Below are 15,162 nucleotides of genomic sequence, written 5' to 3' on the forward strand. Positions count from 1 at the left end.
GGCGGCCGGCGCCCCGGCCGCCCATCGCTGACACACCTCCACGAAAGGCGACCAGATGACCGCGCGACAGGACGGGCCGCAGGTCGGCCTCATCATGGGCAGTGACTCCGACTGGCCCACCATGGAGGCGGCGGCCGAGGCGCTCGCCGAGTTCGGGATCCCGTTCGAGGTGGGCGTCGTCTCCGCGCACCGCACCCCGCAGAAGATGCTCGACTACGCCCGCTCGGCCGCCGGTCGCGGCATCCGCGTGGTGATCGCCGGCGCGGGCGGTGCCGCGCACCTGCCGGGCATGGTCGCGTCCGCCACCGCGCTGCCGGTGATCGGCGTGCCCGTGCCGCTGGCGCACCTCGACGGCATGGACTCGCTGCTGTCGATCGTGCAGATGCCCGCGGGGGTCCCGGTGGCGACCGTCTCGATCGGGGGAGCTCGCAACGCCGGGTTGCTGGCGGTCCGGATCCTCGCCGCCTCCGATCCCGCCGTGCGCGAACGGATGGAGGGCTTCCAGGCGGAACTCGAGGTGATGGTCGAGCGCAAGGACGACGCGCTCCGGCAGCGTCTGCTCGGCTGACGGGCGGGAGGCACCCGGCACGCGCGTTCCGCGATGCGGAAAGCGGGGTCGCCGACGGGGGAGGAATCCAGTTAGCCGCTGGTAACCTGAGTGGCCGGGTGCACCCCGGATCCACTCGCGAGCCGACGCCGTCGCGCGACCGGCCCACACCGATGTCCGGACACCGGCGCCCGCCGCGTGACCAGCACTGACGATTCCCCCTTTTGGAGGCCCGCACATGTCCGGTAACCCCGACTTCGATCTGTACCGTCCGGCGGAGGAGCACGAGGAGCTCCGCGCCGCGATCCGCGCGCTGTCGGAGAAGGAGATCGCCCCCCACGCCGCGGACGTCGACGAGAACGAGAGGTTCCCGCAGGAGGCCCTCGATGCGCTCAACGCCTCGGGCTTCAACGCCGTGCACGTGCCCGAGGAGTACGAGGGCCAGGGCGCGGATTCGGTCGCGGCGTGCATCGTGATCGAGGAGGTCGCCCGGGTCGACGCCTCGTCCTCGCTGATCCCGGCGGTGAACAAGCTCGGCACGATGGGCCTGATCCTGGCCGGCGGCGAGGAGCTCAAACAGAAGGTCCTGCCCGAGATCGCCGCGGGCAAGATGGCCTCCTACGCGCTGTCCGAGCGTGAGGCCGGCTCGGACGCCGGGTCGATGCGCACCCGCGCGAAGGCCGACGGCGATGACTGGATCCTCAACGGCTCCAAGGCGTGGATCACCAACGGCGGCAAGTCCACCTGGTACACCGTCATGGCCGTGACCGACCCCGAGAAGGGCGCCGGCGGGATCTCGGCGTTCATGGTCCACGCCGATGACGAGGGCTTCGGGGTGTCCAAGACCGAGAAGAAGCTCGGCATCAAGGGCTCGCCCACCGCTGAGCTGTACTTCGAGAACGTCCGGATCCCGGGTGACCGGATCATCGGCGAGCCGGGAACCGGGTTCAAGACCGCGCTGCAGACGCTGGACCACACCCGGCCGACGATCGGAGCGCAGGCGGTGGGTATCGCTCAGGGTGCGCTGGACGCGGCGATCGCCTACACCAAGGAGCGTCGCCAGTTCGGTCGCGCGATCTCGGATTTCCAGAACACCCAGTTCATGCTGGCCGAGATGGCCATGAAGGTGCAGGCCGCACGTCTGATGGTCTACACCGCCGCCGCCAACGCCGAGCGCGGCAGCGCGCCCGGTGGTGAGAAGCTGGGCTTCATGGCCGCCGCGTCCAAGACTTTCGCCTCGGACGTGGCGATGGAGGTCACCACCAACGCGGTGCAGCTGTTCGGCGGTGCCGGCTACACGCGTGACTTCCCGGTCGAGCGCATGATGCGCGACGCCAAGATCACCCAGATCTACGAGGGCACCAACCAGATCAACCGCATGGTCATGGCGCGCCAGCTCCTGGCCTGAATCGACCGGCGCGCGGGCTCCGGCCCGCGTGCCCGGCCCGGAAATCCGCTACCCCGCGTACGGATCCGCCACCCCTACAAAGGGCGCGGATCCGGTACCGGGGTAGCGGATTTTCTCGTCTCGGGCGGGGGAGCCGGGGCGGGAAGAGAACGCCCGCCCGGCGCTGGACCCCCTTAGGCGGTGAGCGTGGTGCGCTCGGTGTCCGCGATCCCCGCCACGGCGGGGTCGTCGGCGTCGGCGCCCGTGACCAGCACGGCCGTCCCGCCGGAGGCGAACACCCGCGCCAGGGTGGCCACCACGTCGTCGCGCTCTCGGCCCGCGACCAGCGCACGACCGGCGAGGGCGGGTTCGGCCAGCTGGTCGAGCGGCAGGCCGTCGAGGGCGCGGTCACCGCCGCCGGAGGGTGCGAACGCGTCGGGGTGGATGCGGCACGCCTCGGCGAGATCGGTGACGCCCGGCGGCACCTCGACGCCCGCGGCGGCCAGGGGGCGGCCCATCGGGTCGGTGGTCATGAGGAGGGTCTCGACGTCGGTGGGGTGGCGGTCGAGGCGGTCGGGGACGGTGACGACGACGACGACGTCGTCCGCGGACCCTGTGCGAACCTCGGCGCCCGCCCACCAGGCGCCCAGCAGGACACCGGCGGTGAGCCAGTGGGCGGGCAGGTCGCACACGATCACGTCACCGGGCGTCACGCCGAGTTCGTCGCGGAGCAGTCCCGCGATCTTCGCCGCCCAGTTGGCGGTCGAGGTGACCGACAACTCGACGCGGGACGGGACGGCCTGGTCGTAGTGGGTGACCATCGGCGCCCCGGGGTCGAGCGCGAGCAGCGGTTGGAGGACGGTGTCTGCGGCGGTGTTCACTCGGGTGGCCTCCTGGCGTCGTGGGGTGGTTCCCCCGCTGCGGCGGGCGGTGCGTCCGCCTCCGGGGGTCAGTTCACGCAGGGTACGTCGGGCCCGCCGGCGTCGAAGGTCGGACGCTGCGCGATCGACGGCGGGAGCGGCGCGTACGTGGTGGTGGCGGGGGAGTAGGACTCGGTCGTGGCGGCCTCACCGGTGGGGCCGCTGTAGTCGTCCGCGAGGACCACGCGGACGGTGCCGGGCGGGACCGCGGGGTCGACCTGGACCGGCAGGCCACCGAGCGCGTCGGAGACGGCGAACGCGGCGGCGTCGTCGCCGGAGCCCGCCGCCACGTGCGAGGTGTAGGCGGCGGCGGGGTCGGTGAGCAGGTCGCCGGTGGTGTAGCCCAGTTCGGTGAGCGCACCGGAGACCCGGGCGGCCAGCCCGTCGATCGCGGTGGTGTTGACCACCGACACGGCGATCGTCGCGGGGTTGACGCCGGGCTCACCGGGGGCGGGCTCGCCCTCCCCGCCCTCGGCGACGTCGTTGTCTTCTCCGGTGCTGGCGAAGCCCGCGACGAACTCCGACACCTGGACGGGGTCGGCGGTGACGATGGACTCGCCCCACTCGGTGTACGAGTCGATGCTGGTGACCGGGATGGTCTCGAAACGGACGCTGCCGCCGCTGATGTCCTTGAGCTTCATGGCGAAGTCCACGAAGTCCCAGTTCTCGTCGATCACGAACGAGCGCTTGGCGGCGTTGACCAGCGCACCGAGCTTGGTGGGATCGGTGAGGGTGCCGGCCGAGAGGGTCTTCTTGACCAGCTGCGACATGAACACCTGCTGGCGGACGATGCGGTCGAGATCGCCGGCGGGCAGGTGGTGGCGCTGGCGGACGAAGCTCAGGGCGTCCGAGCCGGAGACCGTCTGGACACCCGCGTCGAAGTTCGCGCCCGACAGCGGCTCGTCGACGGGCTCGTTGAGGCAGACGGGGACACCGCCGACCGCGTCGGTGAGCAGTACGAAGCCCAGCAGCCCGATCTCCGCGTAGTGGTCGGCCTGGACGCCGGTGAGGTCCGCGACGGCGCCGATGAGCCCGTTCCGGCCCGCGTTGACGGCCGCGCGCTGATCCTCCTCGGTGATGACGCCCTCGGGGTCCGAGGCCACGACCCGCTCGAGGTGGGCCTCCTTGTTAGCCGCGTACACACCGTTGATCTTGCTGCCGCCGACGGTGTTGGTCTCCACGTACACGTCACGCGGGATGGAGATCGCGGTGGCGGAGCTGCCGTCCTCCGGGATGCGGATGAGCAGGATCGTGTCGGTGTTCTCGCCGTCCTCCTCACCGGTGCGGATGGTGGCGAGCTCCTCCTGGCTGAGGGGATTGCCCTGGGCGTCGGTCCGGTTGTCGGTGCCGACCAGAAGGATGTCCACCGCGCCGTCGAGGCCGCCGTCGCCCACGTCCAGGCCGCCGGCGGAGGACAGGTCCGAGCTGAGTCCGCTGACGAGCGTCCAGCCGACGCCGGTGACCAGGAGGCAGACCGCGGAGACGAGGGCGGCGAGCACGCGGCCGATGCGTGAGGCCATCGGGCGGGCCGGGGTGGCGTGGCGCCTGCCCCGCGCCCGGCTGTGGGCCCGACGGGGAGTCACTGGCAGCTCGGCGCTCATCCACCGTCCTTGTCCTCGATTAGGGGCCGCTCGAGGCCGCCGACGATCATCCCACGGTACCGCGCCGCGCGCCGGGCGTCGGAATCGACGGGCCGCGTCGTAGGGTGTTGCGCGTGACGACCCGACTACCCGTCGTGACGGTGACGTATTCGCCGGGCGACCACCTCCGCAGTTTCGTCGAGACCCTCCCGGCGGCCACGTCCCGGCCGGTGGCGCTGGTAATGGCGGACAACGGGTCGATCGACGGGGCGCCCGAGGCCGTCGCCGCCGAGTACGACTTCGCCGAGTTCTTCCCGACCGGCGGCAACCTCGGGTACGGCACCGCGATCAACCGGGCCGTGACCGAGATCGCCGCGCGTCCGGACGAGTTCGACCAGGAGTTCGTCCTGGTGGTCAACCCGGACGTGACGTTCGAACCGGGTTCGGTCGACGCCCTTCTCGCGGCGTCGCGGCGGTGGCCGCGCGCGGCCGCGTTCGGCCCGCGGATCTCCGAGACGGACGGGTCGGTGTACCCGTCGGCGCGCTCGGTGCCGCGGCTCGGGGCCGGGATTGGTCACGCCCTGCTCGGGCAGGTGTGGCGGGGAAACCCGTGGACCGCCCGCTACCTCGACGGCGCGGACATGGAGACCGAGCGGACCGCGGGCTGGCTGTCCGGCTCGTGCCTGCTGCTGCGCCGCGAGGCCTTCGACGCGCTCGGCGGGTTCGACGAGCGCTACTTCATGTACCTGGAGGACGTGGACCTGGGCGACCGGCTCGGGCGCGCCGGGTGGCAGAACGTCTACGTCCCGGACGCCGTCATCCGCCACGACCAGGGCCACGCGGCGAAAGCGGTGCCCGAATTCACTCTCCGGGCCCACCACCGCAGCGCGTATCTGTTCCAGGCGGACAGGCACCCACGGAGGTGGCAGGCCCCGATACGCTGGGCGCTCAGAGCGGGACTGGAACTGCGGTGCCGCCTTGCGATCCGGTCCGCGCGGCGCGCCGCGCGCTCGTCCCGCAGCCGCCACGGCTGAGCCCGCGCCGGCCGGGTCCGCCCCCAGACCGACATCCACCCACTGCCCCGGCGGGCGCGAGCGCGACCGCGGGGCCCGACGACCCCCAGGAGCTTCATCGTGACCTCGACGACCACCGGGAGCGCCGCGACCGGCGACGACCTGATCGCCGACACCGAGGCGGTGGTGCTGGTCGGCGGTAAGGGGACGCGGCTGAGGCCCTTGACGATCTCCGCGCCCAAGCCCATGCTGCCGACCGCTGGCCTGCCGTTCCTCACCCATCTGCTGTCGCGCATCCGCGCGGCGGGGATCCGGCGGGTCGTGCTGGGCACGTCGTTCAAGGCCGAGGTGTTCGAGGAGCACTTCGGCGACGGTTCGGACCTGGACCTCGACATCTCGTACGTGGTGGAGACCGAGCCGCTGGGCACGGGTGGCGGCATCCGCAACGTGTTGCCCGAGCTCACCGCGTCGACCGTCATGGTATTCAACGGCGACGTGCTCGGCGGGACGGACCTGCGGGAGATCCTGGCCCTGCACCGGGCGAAGCACGCCGACCTGACCATGCACCTGGTGCGTGTGTCCGACCCGCGCGCGTTCGGGTGCGTCACCACCGACGACGACGGCCGCGTGCAGGAGTTCCTGGAGAAGACGCAGGATCCGCCGACCGACCAGATCAACGCGGGCTGCTACGTCTTCCGTCGCGAGCTCATCGAGCAGATCCCGGAAGGACAGCCCGTCTCGGTCGAGCGGGAGACCTTCCCGCAGCTGCTCGGTGAGGGCAGGCGGGTCTACGGATTCGTCGACTCGGCCTACTGGCGCGACATGGGCACCCCGGAGGATTTCGTGCGCGGCTCCTCGGACCTCGTCCGCGGTATCGCCCCCTCGCCGGCGCTCGACGGCCTCGCGGGGGAGGCCCTCGTGCACGAGGGTGCCGGGGTCGGCGCGGGCGCCGTGCTCGTCGGCGGCACGGTCGTGGGCCGGGGTGCGGAGATCGGCGCGGGCGCCAGGCTGGACGGTGCCGTCGTCTTCGACGGCGCCCGGATCGAGGCGGGCGCGGCGGTCGAGCGGTCGATCGTCGGTTTCGGCGCGAGGATCGGCCATCGGGCGCTCGTCCGTGACGGCGTGATCGGTGACGGCGCCGTGATCGGCGCCCGCTGCGAGCTCCTGCGCGGCGCCCGCGTGTGGCCGGGCGTCGAGATCCCCGACGGCGGGATCCGCTACTCCACGGACATGTAGGCCTCCCCGGCCGGGCGCGGCTCCCGCGGCGGGACCGGCTCGGCCGGGTAGCCCACCGCCACCGCGCCCAGCGGCCGCCACGTGGACGGCAGGCCCAGCTCGCGGCGTGTGGTCTCGGCGGCGAAGATCGTCGAGCCCACCCAGCAGGAGCCGAGACCGCGCGCGGCCAGCGCCACGAGCAGCGACTGCACGGCCGCGCCGCCGGCGACGGTGAACATGGTCTCCTCGCAGTCCGCGCGCCGGGCGTCCGGGTAGTCGTGGGCGCCGGCGGCGTCGTCGACGAACGGCAGGATCAGTTCCGGGGACGTGCGCAGCAGGTCGCCACGAGCGAGGCGCCGGGCCAGGACATCGCCGGTGTGTCCGTCGCCGCGCAGGTCGCGCTCCCAGTCCGCGCGCAGGGCGTCGAGCAGCCGCGTCCGCGCGTCGCCGGTGACGCGCACGAACCGGATCGGCGTGCTGTGGTGCGGCGCGGGCGCGGTGAGGGCGTCGGTGACGGCGTCGGCCAGGTCATCGGCGGGGACCGGGTCGTCCGAGAACCTGCGCACCGAGCGGCGGGTCGGGACGGCCTCACGCCGCCCCTGAGCCAGCGCCTCGGCGGTGCCCAGGCGGAAGAGATCGAACTCCCCGCCGCGGACCAGGTCACGGGCCCGGCGGGGGACGTCCACCTCGTCGTCGTCCCCCTCGTCGTCCACCAGGAGGTGGCGCACCCCGCGCACCACGGCGACGGGCCGGGCCCCGAGCTTGCCCTTGACCAGGTCGGCGGCGGAGGCGATCTCGTCGGCCACCGCGACGTCGGTGACGAGCAGTTCGTTGCCCTGGCGGTCGACCGCGCCGTCGTAGCCCACCGACACACGCAGGCCGGCGGCGCCGATGGCCATGTCGATCTGCCCGGTCCGCCAGGCGCGGCCCATCGTGTCGGTGACGACCACGGCCACGCGCGCGCCGGTCCGCTCGCGCAGTTCGCGGGCGAGGGCGGCCGCGGAGGCGTCGGGGTCCTCGGGCAGCAGCGCGAGCTCGCGGGCGTCGACGTTGGAGCCGTCGACGCCCGCGGCGGCCTGCACGATCCCCAGCCGGTTCTCGGTGATGAGCGTGCGGTTGACCCGCGCCACGACGCGCACGGACTCGGCGTCGACGAGCCGCCGCCGCAGGGCGTCGCGCTCCTCGGGGTCGGTGGGCGCGGGCACGATCCGGCCCTCGGTCTTGGACAGGACCTTGGAGGTGAGGACCACGATGTCGCCGTCAGCCAGGCCGTGCGGGTCGGCGGTGAGCGCGTCGGCGAGGACACCGGCGAGGTCGTCGCCGGGGCGGAACTCGGGCAGGCCGTCGGGCGCCCACATCGTCACGTCGGAGGGCGCGGCGTGTTCGACGCTCCAGCGGCGGATCTCGGGGACGGCGCCGTCGGTCATCGGTCGCCCCGCGCGGGGACGTCGAGCCCGGCCAGCTCGATCGCGGCGACGAGCATGTCCGCCGTGGCGTCGGGGTCGGTCATGAGCAGGGGCGCCTCGCGCACGGCGACGCCGTCGACCGTGCCGGAGCCGTCAGTGGGGCCGTCGCCGGGGGCGACGAGCCAGCCGTCGATGAGGCCCGTGCCCGAGCGGGCGCCGTAGTGGCGCGCCACCGCGGTGGCCGAGGTCTCGACGCCGATCGCGGTGAGGCACGCGTCGGCCATGCCGCGCAGCACCGAGCCGCCGATCACCGGGCTGACGCCCACCACGGGGGCGGGGGTGGAGCGCAGCGCGGCGCGCATCCCGGGGACCGCGAGGATCGCGCCGACGGAGACCACGGGGTTGGAGGGGGCGACGACGACGAGGTCGGCCGTCTCGATGGCCTCCAGTGCCTCGGGTGTCGGGGAGGCGGACTCCGCGCCGATCTGGACGAAGCCGGAGGCGGGCAGCTGCGCCCTGTGCCGGACCCACCACTCCTGGAAATGGATCGCCCGCGAGCCGGTGGCGGACCCGCCCGCCTCGCCCGCCCCGACCCCGCCGTCCGCGGCCGGCGGGTCGGTCACCACGACGTGCGTCTCGCAGCGGTCGTCGGTGACGGGCAGCAGGCGCACGCCGGGGGACCAGCGGGTGCAGAGCGCCTCGGTGACGTCGGTGAGGCGGTAGCCGGCGTTGAGCATCTGGGTACGCACGAGATGGGTGGCGAGGTCCTTGTCGCCGAGGCCGAACCAGTCGGGCTGGACGCCGTACGAGGCGAGTTCGTCGCGGCAGTTCCAGGTCTCTCCGGCGTGACCCCAGCCGCGCTCGGGGTCGATGCCCCCGCCGAGGGTGTACATGCACGTGTCGAGGTCGGGGCAGATACGGACGCCGTGCATCCAGGCGTCGTCGCCGACGTTGACCACCGCGTCGATGCGGTGGGGGGAGGAGGCGCGGGCGGACTCTGAGTCCAGCCCGAGCAGTCGGCGGGCGCCGAGGAGGAAACGGGCGCCACCGACGCCTCCGGCCAGAACACAGATCTTCACGGGGACGAGAGTAGTGACGGGCCCGGGGGGCGGGGGCGCGACCCCGATGGGCTGCGGAGACCGGCGCGCCGACGGGCTGCGGGGGCGGCGCGCCGACGTGTTCCACGCCACAACCGGGGCGGCGTGTCACCGGTCATAGCCGGAGAGGAAAATGGTAGGTCGCGTGGATTTCGCTTGACCTGCGCGGCTTGCATGTGTGTAATCACAGGTGTGTCATTCCCTGGTGGGTGACGGTAAACCTCATTACGGACACCGGACGGGTGCCGGGCCGACGGTGTCCTCACGATCGAGGCCTCTCGCGGTCGCGCCGGTGCCGGGCACTCCATCGCGGATCTTTCGCAGACGAACAACGCAACACGAAGGGATGACCGTGGATCGACAGTCACGCACCGTCGCGGGACCCGAGCTGGCCCTGGTCGACCTCGGTGTCCCCGGCCTGTTCGACGAGGACGAGCAGGAGAGCTGGCAGGACCGGGCTCTGTGCGCGCAGACCGATCCCGAGGCGTTCTTCCCCGAGAAGGGCGGCTCGACCCGCGAGGCCAAGAAGATCTGCACCGGGTGCGAGGTCAAGGCGGAGTGCCTCGAGTACGCGCTGGCCAACGACGAGCGGTTCGGCATCTGGGGCGGGCTGTCCGAGCGCGAGCGGCGACGCATCAAGCGCGACGCCGTCATCTGATCCGCGGGCTCCGGCTCACTTCTCCCCGCCCACCGACCACGCCCGGCCCCTGACTCGGGTCCTGTCGCACACTGACCGCCCCGCGCCGTCTTCCGCAGCCGCCGGCGCGCGGGGTTGTGCGAACACGCAGCGCGAGTGCCCGCACGTGCGCTGCCCCTTCGTCCCGCGCTGCCGGAATGCGCGCTCAAGGCAGAGTTGTGCTGGCGAAGTGGTCCATACCGGGCGCGTAGGCCGGAGAGGCAGCGCATCCGGACGGCGGTGCGCTGGGGGATTGCATACCGGGGGCCACTCAACCCTCATCCGGGCTCGACTCAGTCCTCATCCGGGTCCGACTCAGTCCTCACCCGGGCCGGAGTCAGTCCTCGTCAGGGCCCGCCTCGACCTCGTCGGGTGAGATCTCCAGGTGCTGCGACACCAGCTCCACGAGCACGGAGTAGATGAGATCCCGCAGGTCGTCGCCCTCCGGCGCACGCCGGGTGAGCGGCTTCCGGAACAGCACCAGCCGCGCGCGGGTCGGCTGCCCCGACCGGTCCACGCCCGCGGGCACGAGCCGGGCGAGCGGGACGTCGCCGTCGGCCACGACCTCCTCGGGCCACGTCTCCCCGGGTCGCAGGCGCATACGCGGCACCATGTCCACGGCGAGGTCCAGGTGCTCGAGGCGCGCGTGCCAGTGCTGGTCGATCTCGGCGAACGCCTCGAGGGCGGCGGCGTCGAACTCCGCCGACCGGCTGCGCCAGCGGGGCACCTCGGGCGGCAGGATCGGCCCGCGGGGCCCGTGACCGCGGCGGTCCGCGCGGCGGGACGTCACCACGCGCGGTCCGCGGCGCCCGGGGTCGCCGGGGAAATCGCGGACGGAGATACGGCTGCCCGCGGCGACGTCGGACTGGCCGGCGCCCGGGATCGCGGTCCCTGTGGGCGGCCGTCCGGGAACCGGGGCGGTCGGGGTCATGGCGCGAGGATAACCCCGTCGGTGGCGGCCGGGTCGCACCGGTGTGGGCGGGTCGCGGCCCACCCGGACAGTGCGCGGGGCTACGCTGGGGCCTCGTGAGTGAGAACCGTCGTTGCTGCCGCCCGGGATGTCCCAACCGTGCGGTCGCCACGCTCACCTACGTGTACGCGGACTCCACGGCAGTCATCGGGCCGCTGCCCGCGGTCCAGGAGCCGCACGCCTGGGACCTCTGCGCCGTGCACGCGCTGCGCATCACCGCCCCCCGCGGCTGGGACCTCGTCCGTCATCCGGACCTCGACACCTCGGCCGAGGACTCCGATCTCACCGCCCTCCTGGACGCCGTCACCGGCGGCCCCGTCGGCGGGCGGCGGGCCGGAGCGGCACTGGTCGACGCCGATCGCCTGCGCCGACTCGGGGTCTCCGATCCCGAGCCCGCGCTGGACCGCGCGCTTGCCGGCAGCGACCCGCTCCCGGCCCCCGGGCCGCCGACTGGCTCAGGGCGCCCCCGCCTGCGGGTGGTCCCCGACATGTCCGCTGCCCGGGAGGACGAGGCCGACCGGCACGCCGGCGGCGCGGGCGGGTCCGGCCCCACCGCCCGCTGACCCGCCGCCCGCAGGGTGGTCCGCCGCGTGATCGGCGCGGGTAGTGTCTCGGAAGACATCGACCGACCCCGTCTCACACCCCTGGAGCAGCACGTGGCACGCAGCGCCGAGTCCGTCCGAGCAGTCATCAAGGCCTACGACGTCCGTGGCGTCGTCGGGGAGCAGATCGACGCGGACTTCGTCCGGGAGGTCGGAGCGTCCTTCGCCCGGCTCATGCGCTCCGAGGGCGCGGGCACCGTGGTGATCGGGCACGACATGCGCGACTCGTCCCCGGGACTGTCGGCGGCGTTCGCCGACGGGGTGACCGCGCAGGGTCTCGACGTGGTGATGATCGGCCTGGCCTCCACCGACCAGCTCTACTTCGCCTCCGGCCTGCTGGAGTGCCCCGGCGCCATGTTCACCGCCAGCCACAACCCGGCGAAGTACAACGGCATCAAGCTGTGCCGGGCGGGCGCCAAGCCGGTGGGTCAGGAATCCGGGCTCCGGACGATCGCCGACGAGGTCATCGAGGGGGTCCCCGCGTACGACGGGGAGGCCGGCACCGTCTCCGAGCGCGACGTGCTCGAGGGCTACGGCGAGTACCTGCGAGGGCTGGTCGACCTCTCGGGGATCCGCCGCCTCAAGGTCGCGGTGGACGCGGGCAACGGCATGGGTGGCCACACCGTGCCCGCCGTCCTGGGCGGACTGCCGCTCGAGATCGTGCCCCTGTACTTCGAACTCGACGGGAACTTCCCCAACCACGAGGCCAACCCGCTCGAGCCCGCCAACCTCGTCGACCTGCAGGCCCTGGTCCGGGAGAGCGGAGCCGACATCGGCCTGGCCTTCGACGGCGACGCGGACCGCTGCTTCGTGGTCGACGAGCGCGGCGAGCCGGTGGCCCCGTCGGCCATCACCGCCCTCGTCGCCGAGCGGGAGCTCGCGAAGGAGCCCGGCGCGTCGATCATCTACAACCTCATCACCTCCAGGGCCGTCCCCGAGCTCGTCGAGGAGAAGGGCGGCGTCGCCGTCCGCACGCGGGTGGGCCACAGCTTCATCAAGGCGCAGATGGCCGACACGGGTGCCGTCTTCGGCGGCGAGCACTCCGCGCACTACTACTTCCGCGACTTCTGGGGTGCCGACTCGGGCATGCTGGCCGCCATGCACGTGTTGGCCGCGCTCGGCGCTCAGGACGGCACGCTGTCCGAGCTCATGGGTGAGTACACCCGCTACGCCGCCTCCGGGGAGATCAACTCCACGCTCGACTCGGCGGAGGCGCAGACCGAGCGCATGGAGGCCGTCGTCACCGCGTTCTCCGACCGTGCGGTGTCGGTCGACCGCCTGGACGGCGTCACGGTCGACCTCGGCGACGGCGCGTGGTTCAACCTGCGCGCCTCCAACACCGAGCCGTTGCTGCGCCTCAACGCGGAGGCGCCGACCAGGGGGGACGTCGACGCGGTGGTCGACGAGGTCCTCGCGATCGTCCGTGCCTGACCTGTCGAGCGACACCGGGGCCGGGCGGGTCGACCTCGACGACCCCGACGCGCTGCGCGCCGCCGACGCGACGGGGGCCCTGCTGCACGCGTCGATGGCCGGCGCGCAGCTCCGCGCCGTGGCCACCGCCGTCGACGGCGGGGCGCTCGACGGTCTCGCCGGTTTCCGTCCCCGTGCCGTGGTGTGGGTGTCCGGCCGGTCGGACCGCGCGCGACAGGCGGCCGGCGTCGTGGCCGCCCTCGCCGATGCGGCCGGCGGGCCCGCGGTCCCGCCGCTGGTGCTCGCCCGCGCCCTGCCCGCCTGGGTGGGTGCCCTCGACGTCGTCCTGGTCTCCGGAGACGACGCCGGCGATCCCGACCTGGCCGCGGCGATCGACGCCGCCGCCGGCCGCGGAGCCGCCGTGATCGTGGACGTACCCCGCGAGGGGCCGGTCTCCGAGGCGGGCCGGGGGCGCGCCGCCTGGATCGAGCCGCTGCCGTACCTGCCCCCGCACCGCGGCGTGCTGAGGCACCTCGCGGCCGGGATGGCGGTCCTCACGGTCCTCGGGGCGCGGGGACTGGACGTGGGCGCCGCCGCCGACGCGGTCGACGTCGAACTCGAGGGGATAGGGCCCGAACTGGCGACCCCGGTCAATCCCGCCAAGCTGCTCGCGACCTCGGTCGCCGGCCGCGACCCGCTCGTGTGGATCCACGCGGACGCGGTCTCCGCGGCCTGCTGCGATCGCGCGGTCGCGGCGTTCTGCGACGCGGGGCGGATCACCGCGGCCTCGTCGGTCGGGGACGCCGTGCGTGCCGGCGCGGAACGCGCGCAGGGGCGCCCGCCGGTGGATCCGCTGGCGGACCTGTTCCACGATGAGGAACTCGACGGGCCGCGTGAGGACGTGCGCGTCCGATACCTCGGTATGGTGTTGGACGCGGACGAGGACATCGTCCGGCTGGCCGCGGGCCCGCTAGCGGACGTCGAGTGGGTCACCGACCGCGGTCGGGACACGGTCGGCGACGCCCCGGCCCCGTTGAGCGGAAAGGTGGCCGCGCACATGGCACGCACGGAGCTGTCCGCCGCCTACCTCCTCGTCGGAGGTCTGTAGGTCCGTGGTCGCACTAGAACCGGTGGTCCAGGCCTACGCCTGGGGCTCCCGGACCGCCCTCCCCGAGCTGTGCGGGACGACCTCGCCGTCACCCCACCCCGTGGCCGAGCACTGGTTCGGTGCCCACGACTCGGGTTCCTCCCTGTGCGCTGACGGGCGGGCGCTCGACGCACGCATCGCCGACGACCCCGAGAGGGAACTGGGCGCCCGCGTCCTGGCCGAGCACGGCGGGGGGCTGCCGTTCCTCGTGAAGCTGCTCTCGGCCGAGCAGGCGCTGTCCCTGCAGGCGCACCCGTCGCCGGAGAAGGCGCGCGAGGGCTACGCCGCGGAGGACGCCCGGGGGATCGCCGTCGACGCGGCCGACCGGAACTATCGCGACGCCAACCACAAACCCGAGATCCTTGTCGCCCTGACCGAGTTCCACGCGCTGGTGGGATTCCGCCCTGTCGAGCGCACGATCGCCCTGCTCGACGCGTTCGACGTGGACTCGCTGCGGCCCTATCGGGACATGCTCGCCGGGCAGCCCGACGCCGAGGGCCTGCGTGCGGTGTTCACCACGTTCGTCACGCTGCCTCACATCGTGCTCGCCGACGTCGTGTCCGACCTCGTGACCCGGGCCGTGTCCTACCTGACCGTCAACGGGGTCGACGGGCCGTGGTCCGCGGTCGCCACCACGGTCGCGGAGCTCGCCGAACGCTATCCGACGGACCCCGGCGTCCTGGGCGTCCTGCTGCTCAACCGGGTGATCCTCCAGCCGGGCCAGGCCGTGTACCTGGGACCCGGGCAGCTGCACGCCTATCTGCGCGGTGTCGGGGTGGAGGTCATGGCCAACTCCGACAACGTACTGCGAGGCGGACTGACCCCCAAGCACGTCGACGTGCCCGAGCTGATGCGGGTGCTGGAGTTCGGCCCGCTCGCCGACCCCACCGTCGACGCGGTCCCCGCCGACCGCGGCATCCCCGGCGAGCTCGACTACCCCACGCCCGAACCGGACTTCGCGCTGTCGCGCATCGACCTGCCCGCCGACCGGCCCGTGACCTGGCGACCCGACGGGCCGGAGGTCCTGCTGTGCACCTCTGGTGAGGCGCGGGTCGACGAGGACGGCGCGGGGGAGGTGCTCCGGCCGGGGCGCGCGGTGTGGGTGCCGGCCTCGGCGCCGCGGGTGTGCCTGCACAGTCTCGACGGGGCGACCGTGTTCCGCACCCGCGTCGGCGACCGGTGACGGGACCGA

Annotated in this window: 14 protein-coding genes; 9 read left to right on the forward strand and 5 right to left on the reverse strand. The window is 73.3% G+C overall.

Annotation, left to right across the window (positions count from 1 at the left end; all coding sequences use genetic code 11):
- Nucleotides 1-55 precede the first annotated feature (55 nt).
- Both purE and A6035_RS04930 read left to right on the forward strand, forming a co-directional pair.
- Nucleotides 56-568 carry a 5-(carboxyamino)imidazole ribonucleotide mutase gene (gene purE, locus A6035_RS04925; RefSeq protein WP_108846861.1) on the forward strand — a complete coding sequence of 171 codons (513 nt, stop codon included), beginning with the start codon at nt 56-58 and terminating at the stop codon, nt 566-568.
- Between the two features lie 217 nt (nt 569-785).
- Nucleotides 786-1,955: an acyl-CoA dehydrogenase family protein gene (locus A6035_RS04930; RefSeq protein ID WP_108846862.1), complete on the forward strand. Its 1,170-nt coding sequence runs from the start codon at nt 786-788 to the stop codon at nt 1,953-1,955.
- A 173-nt stretch (nt 1,956-2,128) separates the two neighbouring features.
- Here the strand turns inward: A6035_RS04930 and A6035_RS04935 are convergent, their stop codons facing one another.
- On the reverse strand, nt 2,129-2,815 hold the full coding sequence (locus tag A6035_RS04935; protein WP_108846863.1) for a TIGR03089 family protein: 687 nt from the start codon (nt 2,813-2,815) through the stop codon (nt 2,129-2,131).
- Between the two features lie 68 nt (nt 2,816-2,883).
- Nucleotides 2,884-4,455, reverse strand: a complete 1,572-nt coding sequence (locus A6035_RS04940) for an LCP family protein (RefSeq protein ID WP_108846864.1) — start codon at nt 4,453-4,455, stop codon at nt 2,884-2,886.
- 113 nt (nt 4,456-4,568) lie between these two features.
- Between A6035_RS04940 and A6035_RS04945 the strand changes: the two genes are divergently transcribed.
- Nucleotides 4,569-5,468 carry a glycosyltransferase family 2 protein gene (locus tag A6035_RS04945; RefSeq protein ID WP_108846865.1) on the forward strand — a complete coding sequence of 300 codons (900 nt, stop codon included), beginning with the start codon at nt 4,569-4,571 and terminating at the stop codon, nt 5,466-5,468.
- Nucleotides 5,469-5,567: 99 nt separating this feature from the next.
- Nucleotides 5,568-6,683 (forward strand): mannose-1-phosphate guanylyltransferase, encoded by a 1,116-nt coding sequence (manB, locus tag A6035_RS04950; protein WP_244192539.1) that lies wholly within the window; start codon nt 5,568-5,570, stop codon nt 6,681-6,683.
- On the opposite strand, the gene A6035_RS04955 is transcribed toward manB, so the two are convergent.
- Together A6035_RS04955 and cofD are read right to left on the reverse strand one after the other, a co-directional pair.
- Nucleotides 6,665-8,089 carry a coenzyme F420-0:L-glutamate ligase gene (locus A6035_RS04955; RefSeq protein WP_108846866.1) on the reverse strand — a complete coding sequence of 475 codons (1,425 nt, stop codon included), beginning with the start codon at nt 8,087-8,089 and terminating at the stop codon, nt 6,665-6,667. The two genes, manB and A6035_RS04955, sit on opposite strands and share 19 nt — an antisense overlap.
- Nucleotides 8,086-9,147 carry a 2-phospho-L-lactate transferase gene (cofD, locus tag A6035_RS04960; RefSeq protein WP_108846867.1) on the reverse strand — a complete coding sequence of 354 codons (1,062 nt, stop codon included), beginning with the start codon at nt 9,145-9,147 and terminating at the stop codon, nt 8,086-8,088. The genes A6035_RS04955 and cofD overlap by 4 nt, the downstream gene beginning before the upstream one ends.
- A 364-nt stretch (nt 9,148-9,511) precedes the next feature.
- Between cofD and A6035_RS04965 the strand changes: the two genes are divergently transcribed.
- Nucleotides 9,512-9,823: a WhiB family transcriptional regulator gene (locus A6035_RS04965; RefSeq protein WP_108846868.1), complete on the forward strand. Its 312-nt coding sequence runs from the start codon at nt 9,512-9,514 to the stop codon at nt 9,821-9,823.
- 355 nt (nt 9,824-10,178) lie between these two features.
- Here A6035_RS04965 and A6035_RS04970 read toward each other — a convergent pair whose 3' ends face one another.
- Nucleotides 10,179-10,682, reverse strand: coding sequence for a metallopeptidase family protein (locus A6035_RS04970; RefSeq protein WP_108849084.1), 504 nt, complete (start codon nt 10,680-10,682; stop codon nt 10,179-10,181).
- A gap of 185 nt (nt 10,683-10,867) precedes the next feature.
- Here A6035_RS04970 and A6035_RS04975 point away from each other — a divergent pair, with 185 nt between their 5' ends.
- The 4 genes from A6035_RS04975 (at nt 10,868) to manA (ending at nt 15,153) form a co-directional block, all read left to right on the forward strand.
- Nucleotides 10,868-11,374 (forward strand): DUF3499 domain-containing protein, encoded by a 507-nt coding sequence (locus A6035_RS04975; RefSeq protein WP_108846869.1) that lies wholly within the window; start codon nt 10,868-10,870, stop codon nt 11,372-11,374.
- Between the two features lie 93 nt (nt 11,375-11,467).
- Nucleotides 11,468-12,844 (forward strand): phosphomannomutase/phosphoglucomutase, encoded by a 1,377-nt coding sequence (locus tag A6035_RS04980; RefSeq protein ID WP_108849085.1) that lies wholly within the window; start codon nt 11,468-11,470, stop codon nt 12,842-12,844.
- Nucleotides 12,837-13,931, forward strand: coding sequence for a hypothetical protein (locus tag A6035_RS04985; RefSeq protein ID WP_108846870.1), 1,095 nt, complete (start codon nt 12,837-12,839; stop codon nt 13,929-13,931). The genes A6035_RS04980 and A6035_RS04985 overlap by 8 nt, the downstream gene beginning before the upstream one ends.
- Before the next feature lie 4 nt (nt 13,932-13,935).
- A complete protein-coding gene (gene manA / locus A6035_RS04990; RefSeq protein WP_108846871.1) occupies nt 13,936-15,153 on the forward strand; it encodes a mannose-6-phosphate isomerase, class I in 1,218 nt (405 codons plus the stop codon).
- Nucleotides 15,154-15,162: the final 9 nt, after the last annotated feature.

The organism is Dietzia lutea, assembly GCF_003096075.1.
Taxonomy (GTDB): domain Bacteria; phylum Actinomycetota; class Actinomycetes; order Mycobacteriales; family Mycobacteriaceae; genus Dietzia; species Dietzia lutea.